The organism is Halalkalibacterium ligniniphilum (assembly GCF_000334155.1).
In the GTDB taxonomy this organism is placed as follows: domain Bacteria; phylum Bacillota; class Bacilli; order Bacillales; family Bacillaceae_D; genus Halalkalibacterium; species Halalkalibacterium ligniniphilum.
Window position 1 is genome coordinate 1 of sequence record NZ_ANNK01000157.1, and the last position, 8,526, is coordinate 8,526.

The 8,526-nt window shown below is 41.6% G+C and carries 8 protein-coding genes; 4 read left to right on the forward strand and 4 right to left on the reverse strand.

The annotated features are described in order from the left end of the window. Positions 1-166: 166 nt before the first annotated feature. Genes BLT_RS0119155 through BLT_RS0119165 form a run of 3 tightly spaced genes read right to left on the reverse strand, consistent with a single transcriptional unit; the run spans position 167 to position 3,083 of the window. A complete protein-coding gene (locus BLT_RS0119155; protein WP_017729335.1) occupies positions 167-997 on the reverse strand; it encodes an ABC transporter ATP-binding protein in 831 nt (276 codons plus the stop codon). A gap of 23 nt (positions 998-1,020) precedes the next feature. Continuing rightward, the gene (locus BLT_RS0119160) at positions 1,021-2,082 is read right to left on the reverse strand and encodes a FecCD family ABC transporter permease (protein ID WP_017729336.1); all 1,062 of its coding nucleotides are present in this window, start codon (positions 2,080-2,082) and stop codon (positions 1,021-1,023) included. After that, positions 2,079-3,083 carry a FecCD family ABC transporter permease gene (locus tag BLT_RS0119165; RefSeq protein ID WP_026105204.1) on the reverse strand — a complete coding sequence of 335 codons (1,005 nt, stop codon included), beginning with the start codon at positions 3,081-3,083 and terminating at the stop codon, positions 2,079-2,081. The genes BLT_RS0119160 and BLT_RS0119165 overlap by 4 nt, the downstream gene beginning before the upstream one ends. Before the next feature lie 175 nt (positions 3,084-3,258). On the opposite strand from BLT_RS0119165, the gene BLT_RS0119170 reads away from it, so the two are divergent. After that, complete coding sequence (locus BLT_RS0119170) at positions 3,259-4,260, forward strand: ABC transporter substrate-binding protein (RefSeq protein WP_017729338.1); 1,002 nt, start codon at positions 3,259-3,261, stop codon at positions 4,258-4,260. A gap of 275 nt (positions 4,261-4,535) precedes the next feature. Here the strand turns inward: BLT_RS0119170 and BLT_RS0119175 are convergent, their stop codons facing one another. Continuing rightward, on the reverse strand, positions 4,536-4,736 hold the full coding sequence (locus BLT_RS0119175) for a hypothetical protein (protein ID WP_017729339.1): 201 nt from the start codon (positions 4,734-4,736) through the stop codon (positions 4,536-4,538). A 262-nt stretch (positions 4,737-4,998) separates the two neighbouring features. On the opposite strand from BLT_RS0119175, the gene BLT_RS0119180 reads away from it, so the two are divergent. From BLT_RS0119180 to adhP, 3 genes are all read left to right on the forward strand, one after another. Continuing rightward, a complete protein-coding gene (locus BLT_RS0119180) occupies positions 4,999-5,388 on the forward strand; it encodes a hypothetical protein (RefSeq protein ID WP_017729340.1) in 390 nt (129 codons plus the stop codon). A 209-nt stretch (positions 5,389-5,597) separates the two neighbouring features. After that, positions 5,598-7,298 (forward strand): methyl-accepting chemotaxis protein, encoded by a 1,701-nt coding sequence (locus tag BLT_RS0119185; protein ID WP_017729341.1) that lies wholly within the window; start codon positions 5,598-5,600, stop codon positions 7,296-7,298. Positions 7,299-7,546: 248 nt separating this feature from the next. Then, on the forward strand, positions 7,547-8,526 hold a 980-nt coding region (adhP, locus tag BLT_RS0119195; protein WP_017729343.1), incomplete at its 3' end, for an alcohol dehydrogenase AdhP.

An 8,526-nucleotide genomic window follows, 5' to 3' on the forward strand; every position in this document is an offset into this window, starting at 1 on the left:
ACAAATACGATGTTAAGAATTGGACATCAAGAAGGTCGATCGAACGGATGGCTTGAGCAGTAATCTTTGAATCAGCCGAGAACGTCGTTCGAAATTGCAGCAAGCGTTCTTTTTCATTTTTTGTTAATTGATTCATTCTCATCGTTCCTTCCAGTGAAAAAAAGCGTCATGACACGGATACACTGTCTTCAAAGGGGTTGTTTTTCATAATGCAACGTCCTTTTCCATATGGTATGCATAGAGGTGTGCCAAATAGAGGATCGGCTGTGACCTGACATTCCATGTTAAAGACATCACGAACTAAGTCACAGGAAATCACTTCTTCTGGTTTTCCTTGTGCATAAACGGTTTTATTTTTGACGGCAATTAGGTGATGTGCGTAACGACAAGCGAGATTTAAATCATGGAGGACCATGATGATCGTACGTTTCTCCGTTTCGTTCAGCTCAAATAATAAATCTAGAATTTCGATTTGATGTGTTAAATCTAAATAGGTGGTTGGCTCATCTAAAAGAATAATATCTGTATCTTGGGCGAGTGTCATAGCAATCCAAGCTCGTTGCCGCTGTCCGCCTGATAAAGAGTCAACTTGTCTCTCAGCAAATTCAGTCATTTGTGTAGCTTCTAACGCTCGTTGCACCATTTTTTCGTCTTGCTCAGACCATTGCTTATACCAGTTTTGATAAGGATAGCGTCCTTGCTTAACAAGCTGTAGAACCGTTAAGCCTTCAGGTGCTTCAGGGCCCTGAGGAAGGATCGCTAACTGTTTTGCTACTTCTTTTGTCCCCATTTTATGGATCGATTTTCCTTCTAGCACAACGCTTCCCTGTTGGGGCTTTAACAGTCTCGCAATGGAACGAAGCAAGGTAGATTTTCCACAGCCGTTACCACCAATAAATACCGTAATTTCACCTTTAGGGATTTTTAAATCAAGGTTTTCAATGATCGTATTCTCATCATAACCAAGTGTTAAAGACTTCGTTTCAATCACATTCATGAGGTGGGTCCCCTTTCTTTTCCTTACATCTTTCGATTTTTATACAACAAATAAATAAAATAAGGAGCGCCAATGGCTGCGGTAAACACACCGACTGGAATTTCATTTGGACTAAATAATGACCGCCCGATTAAGTCTGCTAGGATGACAAGCAATGCTCCGACAAGAGCAGCGACCGGTAAAAGAACTCCATTGCCTGAACCAACTAATTTTCTAGCAATATGAGGAGCGATTAAACCAACGAACGCAATTCCGCCTGCAAATGCCACCGCACCACCAGCTAAAGCGGTACTAATGAGTAAAAGGAAAAATCGATTTCGATTGACATTGCTGCCAACACTTGTGGCCACCGATTCTCCAAGCTCTTGAACGTTCAGGTGACGGACGATAAAAAATGAAATGAAGACGAGTAGGGCGGTCCAAGGAACAAGCATTGTTACATCGCCCCAGTTTGAGCCATAAACAGAACCAGTTAGCCAAATGGTTGCTTGGGTCGCTTGGTGAATGGGACCAAGAATCATAAACAACGTGGTCAGCGACTGGGTCAGGGCTTGCAGCCCAATCCCAATTAAGACAAGACGAATAGGTGACACACCATTTTTCCAAGCAAAGAGGTATACGAGTAAACCGATGGCTGTTGCTCCAAGAAAGGCAGCTAAAGGCATCCAAGCAATGCTTACAGTTAAGGCGTTGTTTTCATTGCTAAAAAAAGCTAAAAAGGAGACGACAGCCACTGCTGCTCCACCTGTGATGCCTAAAATATCTGGTGAGGCGAGTGGATTTCGAACAATCCCTTGAAGGATTGCTCCAGAAACGGCTAATGCTGCGCCTACAAGCAATGAGACAATAATTCTTGGCAATCGGAAGGACATGACCACAAGCTCCGTCATCTCATCACCGTAGCCAAACAAGGATTTTACGACTTCGATGGGTGAAAGCTGTAGCTCTCCCATGCCCATGCTCAAGATTGTCATAAACACTGTTAAAAAAAATAAAATTAAAATAACCTTTATTCCTCTTTTGTTCAGTAACAAGGAAACCATGTCTTTACCGAGACGAAGGGCTTTATACTGACGGAATTTCATCGTTTGACCAGCCCCCTGCGTGCAATATAAATAAAGAAGGGAGTACCGATGATGGCTGTCATGACACCGACAGGAACCTCCTGTGGCATAATGATATATCTTGCACAAACATCAGCAAAGATAAGTAGGATCGCCCCGAACATGGCGCTGTAAGGAATCACCCAACGGTAGTCAATCCCAACAAAAGCCCGAACGATGTGGGGAACCACAATGCCAATAAAGCCAATTGGTCCAGCAATCGCTACAGAGGCACCGGCAAGTAATACAATGATGCACGCAGCTGCAAGCTTAATCAGCCCTGTTTTTTGACCTAGCCCCTTTGCCACGTCTTCACCTATAGCAAGGAGATTCATATGGCGGGAGATGAGAAGCGAGCTAAGCCAGGCAATCATTAGATAAGGGAGAACGCTGTATAAATAATCAATGCTTCTTCCTTGAACAGAGCCAGCAAGCCAAAAAAGAACTTCCTCCAATGCCCGTTCGTTTACGACGAGAAGCCCTTGCGTTAAGGACGAAAACAACGCCCAAATGGCGGCCCCGGCTAGCGTGAATTTCATAGGGGTCAAGCCTTCTTGCCCGAATGAGCCAATCATGTAAACAATGGCTGCCGAGAAAGCAGCTCCTGCAAAGGCAATCCATACAAAAGTACTTAGTGAAGTGATAGAAAAAACGGTGACTGCTACAACAATAAAAAAGCTAGCCCCTGCATTGATACCAAAAATTTTTGGATCAGCAAGAGGGTTATTTGTTAACGCTTGCATCAACACACCAGCAATACCTAGACTTGCTCCAACTGCAGCTGCAATGAGTGCTCTTGGAACCCTCGTGTTTTGAATAATTAAATGTTCATTTGAACCATCGAAACGAAGAAAGGAATCAATCACCATTTGCCAGGGTGTGTCTGTATATCCATAAATAATACTAATCATGATGAAAAAGAGACAAAGGGTCATGGAGCCAAATAATCCTATTATTTTTACTCGTGTTGTCTTAAACAACATGACAAACGACCTCACTAACGTTCTACAATAATCTAATCATATTTTAGATGAGAATGATTGTCAATGACTATGAAAATCATTCTCAAATAATTATTGACAAAGAAACAGTTGCTGACTATCATTTGTAATTGAAAATAGTTATCATTTGTGTCCGCGGGACGAGAGGAGAATTTGTATGTTTAGAAAAAAGCAATCAATTTTATTTGCTATTATGATATCCATGCTACTGTTGGTTGTAGCGGCATGCGGAAGTCAATCTGAACAAGAGCCTGCATCAGGAGATAGTGAGCAAGTGAACGAAGAACAAGCATCAAATGAAGAGACGACAGATGGTGCTTATACAGTTGAGCATGCTATGGGAACAGTTGAAATTGAAGGTACACCAGAACGAGTCGTGGTTTTAACGAACGAGGGGACAGAGGCATTGCTTTCCATTGGTGTAACACCAGTAGGGGCTGTTCAATCTTGGACCGGAGACCCATGGTATGAGCATATTTCTGAACAAATGGAAGGTGTGACGGACGTTGGGACAGAGAGTGAGCCAAACTTAGAGGTCATTGCTGCACTTCAGCCAGATTTAATTATTGGAAATAAAATGCGTCAAGAGGCTGTATATGAGCAGCTTAGTCAAATTGCACCAACTGTTTTTGCCGAAACTCTTCGTGGTGATTGGAAAGAGAATTTCTCTCTTTACGCTGAAGCGGTGAACAAGGCTGAAGAAGGAGAGGAAGTATTAGCAAATTATGCACAGCGTATTGCTGACTTTAAAGAGCACGCTGGAGAAGAAATACTAAGCAAAGAAATTTCCATTATTCGCTTTATGGGTGGAGATGTGCGGATTTATCAAAAGGATTCATTTTCAGGGGTCATCCTTGAAGAGCTTGGTTTTGCTCGACCAGAATCACAGGATGTTGATGATTTTGCCATAACAAATGCTACAAAGGAAATGATTCCACAAATGGACGGTGACTACCTTTTCTACTTCACCTATGAAACGGGAGATGGGGAAGCATCGAAGCTTGAGGAAGAATGGTTAAATGATCCATTATTCCAAAACCTATCTGCTGTTCAAGAAGGAAACTACCAAAAGGTAAGTGACGAGATTTGGAATACAGCAGGTGGAGTTATTGCTGCAAACTCTATGCTAGATGAGTTAGAAGAAATCTTCTTACAATAATCATAGATTTAAAGCGCAATCTTTCTTACTAGAGAGATTGCGTTCTTCTATTTTGTTTTACCAACCAAAGCCTTCATGAGCAACTTGCTCTTCCCCCTTAAATGGAAACGATTCCGTCAAGTAACGCTGAGCAGCCCTTCAATGAAGAGGTGTGAGCGGAAGTGCTTCATTGTTTCATCAAACTTGAATGGAAGCTCCGTCCCCTTTTCCACGGAAAAAAGGATAAGGTTTCTTCGCAAGGAAGCCCTTATCCTACGTGACAATATGCTTAGTCATCACTCGCTCGATGACCGTTGCTTGCTTTTCTCTTTTTGTCGTTCTTCCTCAGCTTCTTGTTGTATGTCCTCTAATGGGAGTTCATCAATAGGCATCACAAGCTGATCGCGCTCCTTTTGCTTTTCTTTATTGCTTTTGAAGGCTTTGTGTGTCTGGTTCCGATCGCGTAATAGCTTGTCTTTTTCTTCGTTTGTAGTCATTGTATCCCTCCTTTATAGTTTGTTAGCCGTTTTTTGACCGGTTGAAACATAGAAGAAGAGATAGAAAAATTTGTCGTCAATCTACTATGTATTCCATGAGATAAATATGTTTATCAGGGCAAAAGACTAGCATAGAAAAAATATACATTCTTTCTTTCTAGTAGGAGCAACTAAGAGAATCGAAAAAAACAAGTGGTGAGGCATTTTGTTACAATCGAACTAAAATAGAGTAAATGCATGAAAAGAAAGGGTGATCGAAGCAATGATTAGATTGACGAAAGATACGTTTCAGCCTTTTTTACATGTTCTTAACACAGAGCCTGTTTCGATGGTTGAAGAGGCGAGCTGTGTGACGATTGATCTCAATTCTGCCATTTCTCTTATTTTTAAGGCAAGGGACAAAGAGTGTATAACGATACGTGTACAACAGTACCAATATATTGATTGGTCCCGTTATGAAGCAACGGTTCGTGAAGTCATTTCAATGATTGAGTGCTATGCCGTAGAACTGGGCTGTAAAGAGGTTGAGCTCGAAGCCAATCGTCGGAATGCCTTATTAAAGATTTTTGTTCAATGCGGCTATAACAACCGGTACGGAGGAAAGAGAGGAAACGGACTAGAAGGACGTTATGTTAAAGTCTTAATGCATTAAAGGGCATCTACCAACATTGATTTTTTAAGTCACACCTTTTTTAGGGTGTGGCTTTTTTGATTAAAAGAGTCGTTGTTCATCTCATAGAATCAAGTGTAAAAATTTAAGCTTATCATTCCGATATAAAAAGTAAGAACGACTTTTTGTATTGTTTTGAATAAAGCTAAGTTGAATAAAAAAGACAGGCAGTAAAGGTGGAGAGAAATAAAATGAGAGAACATCGTTTAAAGTTAAAACTAGGTACAAAAATTAATTTCATTGTTTTAGGCATTATTTTACTCCTATCCGTTGTTGTAGGTACAGTCGTCGTTCAGCAGGTAACAGCTGGGATAGAAGAATTTGCCGTCGAAAAGGCCAGAGGGGATTTAGAATTAAGTTATCGATATATGGATACCAAATATCCTGGAGAATGGTCGATTACGGATGGACAGCTCTACAAAGGCACAACGGTCATGAACGAAAACTTTGAAATTGTCGATGAAATTGGTGAAGATACAGGCGATACGGTAACGATCTTTCAGGGAGATACGCGCATTGCCACAAACGTTGTTGTAGACGGGGAACGTGCAATTGGCACACAGGTTTCACCAGAAGTGGCAGAAATGGTGTTAGGTCAAGGCGAGAACTACTATGGAGAAGCTGAGGTAGCAGGCTATACGTATCAAACGGCTTATATGCCTATTTTTGACGGAAGTGGAGAAGCCATTGGGATTTATTATGTAGGCGCTTCCCAGGCGATTATTGATCAAACGATTTCTTCCTTTCTCACTATTTTCCTTATTGTTCTAGTGGGAATTATCGTTATTGCCAGTCTTATTACATTATGGTTCACTCGCAGGTTAAACAAACGTTTAACGGCTGTTTCAAATGCATTGAGTCTTGCTGGTAATGGAGACTTCACGACTGAGGTAGTGGATAACAGCGGTGATGAAATTAGTGATTTGTCTGCAAGCTTTAATTTAATGAGAAAAGATATGCAAGGGATGATCCGTAATGTTTTACAGACGTCTGAGCAAGTTGCTGCTTCATCAGAAGAGCTAACAGCAGGCGCTGAACAGACAGGTAAGGCAACTGAGCAAATTACGGAAGCGATTCAGCAAGTCGCCGGTGGGGCAGAGAGTCAGTCAGAGAATTTGGAAGAGAGTGCAAAAGCGCTAGGCGAAGTAACAATGGGCGTCCAAAACATTGCTGAAAGCTCTTCAGCGATTGCTGAGGCAGGATCTAAGACAACCGACCAAGCGAAGCTAGGTGGAGAGTATGTTGGAAAGACGGTTCAGCAAATTCATGCAATCAATGAATCGGTGAATAAAAGTGGAGAAGTTATTAAGCTTTTAGACAAACGCTCGCAGGAAATTGGAGAAATTACGAAGGTGATTACAGAAATTGCAAATCAGACGAACTTGTTAGCGTTAAATGCAGCCATTGAAGCAGCGAGAGCAGGGGAGCATGGCAAAGGGTTTGCAGTTGTTGCGGAGGAAGTACGTAAACTTGCTGAACAATCCCAATCATCATCTACACAAATTTCAGAATTAATCAAGGATATTCAAGTTGATATGGCACGTTCGAATGACTCCTTAGATCAAGTGAAGGTAGATGTACAAGAAGGGCTTGGGATTATTGAAAAAACGGAAGCAAGCTTCAAAGAAATTGTCAGATCGATGGAGAAAATGGGTGCTCAAATCGATGATATGGCAGCGACGGCTGAACAAATGTCCGCAAGCACCCAGGAGGTGAATGCAGGTGTTGCAACGATTTCCACAATATCAAGGGAAACATCGCTCAATTCACAAACCGTGGCAGCTTCAGCTGAAGAACAGCTAGCTTCGATGGAGGAAATTACAGCAGCCGCTGACGCCTTATCGAAAATGGCGAGCGATTTACAGGAGTTAATGAGCAAATTTAAAGTGTAAATGGAATAGATAAAGCTCCTAATGCCGAGTAGCATTAGGAGCTTTTTTGGTATTTCTGAATTTAGAAGGTGCGCATAAAAGGTTAAAAAGTGCCGAAAAAACGACAAGTTATGCCGATTTTTTGGCAAAGTCTGCTGAAAAATTGGCAGATAGAGATTTAAAAAGCCTATTTGTTTATAAGTCTAGCAGTTGGCACTAATCTTGCATTAATAGAATGTTGAATTTATTTAACAAAGGAGGCATTTAAAATGAAAGCAGCAGTTGTAAATGATTTCAACAAACAAATTGAAGTGAAGGATGTACCAAAGCCAACACTTGAGTCAGGAGAAGTTTTAGTTAAAATAGAAGCATGTGGTGTTTGTCATACAGATCTTCACGCTGCACATGGTGACTGGCCTGTTAAACCAAAGCTACCGTTAATCCCAGGTCATGAAGGTGTTGGGATCGTCGAAGAAATTGGGGAAGGTGTTACATCTGTAAAAGTTGGAGACCGAGTCGGAATTCCATGGCTGTATTCAGCATGTGGTGAGTGCGAATATTGCTTAACAGGAAGAGAGGCTCTATGCCCAGATCAATTAAACGGGGGTTATTCAGTAGATGGTGGCTATGCAGAGTATTGTAAAGCGCCTGCTAACTATGTGGCAAAAATTCCTGAAAATGTTGACCCAGTTGAAATTGCACCAATTCTTTGTGCGGGCGTTACAACTTACAAAGCATTAAAAGTTTCAGAAGCAAAACCAGGTGATTGGGTTGCGATCTATGGCATTGGCGGCCTTGGCCATGTTGCTCTGCAATATGCGAAAGCGATGGGCTTTAATGTAATTGCTGTTGATATCCAAGATGATAAGCTAGAGCTTGCAAAAAAATTAGGTGCAGATATAACGGTGAACGGAATGAAATCTGACCCAGCTCAAGTGATCAAAGATGAGGTGGGTGGTGTACAAGCGGCCGTAAGCGTTGCAGTAACGAAAAGAGCCTTTGAACAGGCTTATGCTTCTGTAAAACGTGGAGGGACGCTTGTCGTAGTAGGCTTACCTAATGCAGATTTACCAATTCCGATTTTTAACACGGTTCTAAATGGTATAACGGTTAGAGGTTCAATAGTTGGCACAAGAAAAGATATGCAGGAGGCGCTAGACTTTGCAGCCCAAGGAAAAGTGAAAACAAATATTGAGACAGCGCCGTTAGAGGATATTAATAAAGTATTTGACCGAATGGAAAATGGTAA

What these genes read in the sequence shown, in the direction of transcription:
- BLT_RS0119160 (WP_017729336.1), bottom strand. Translation starts at nt 2,082, where the DNA reads ATGAAATTCCGTCAGTATAAAGCCCTTCGTCTCGGTAAAGACATGGTT.
- BLT_RS0119180 (WP_017729340.1), top strand. Translation starts at nt 4,999, where the DNA reads ATGATTAGATTGACGAAAGATACGTTTCAGCCTTTTTTACATGTTCTT.
- BLT_RS0119165 (WP_026105204.1), bottom strand. Translation starts at nt 3,083, where the DNA reads ATGTTGTTTAAGACAACACGAGTAAAAATAATAGGATTATTTGGCTCC.
- BLT_RS0119170 (WP_017729338.1), top strand. Translation starts at nt 3,259, where the DNA reads ATGTTTAGAAAAAAGCAATCAATTTTATTTGCTATTATGATATCCATG.
- BLT_RS0119175 (WP_017729339.1), bottom strand. Translation starts at nt 4,736, where the DNA reads ATGACTACAAACGAAGAAAAAGACAAGCTATTACGCGATCGGAACCAG.
- BLT_RS0119185 (WP_017729341.1), top strand. Translation starts at nt 5,598, where the DNA reads ATGAGAGAACATCGTTTAAAGTTAAAACTAGGTACAAAAATTAATTTC.
- BLT_RS0119155 (WP_017729335.1), bottom strand. Translation starts at nt 997, where the DNA reads ATGAATGTGATTGAAACGAAGTCTTTAACACTTGGTTATGATGAGAAT.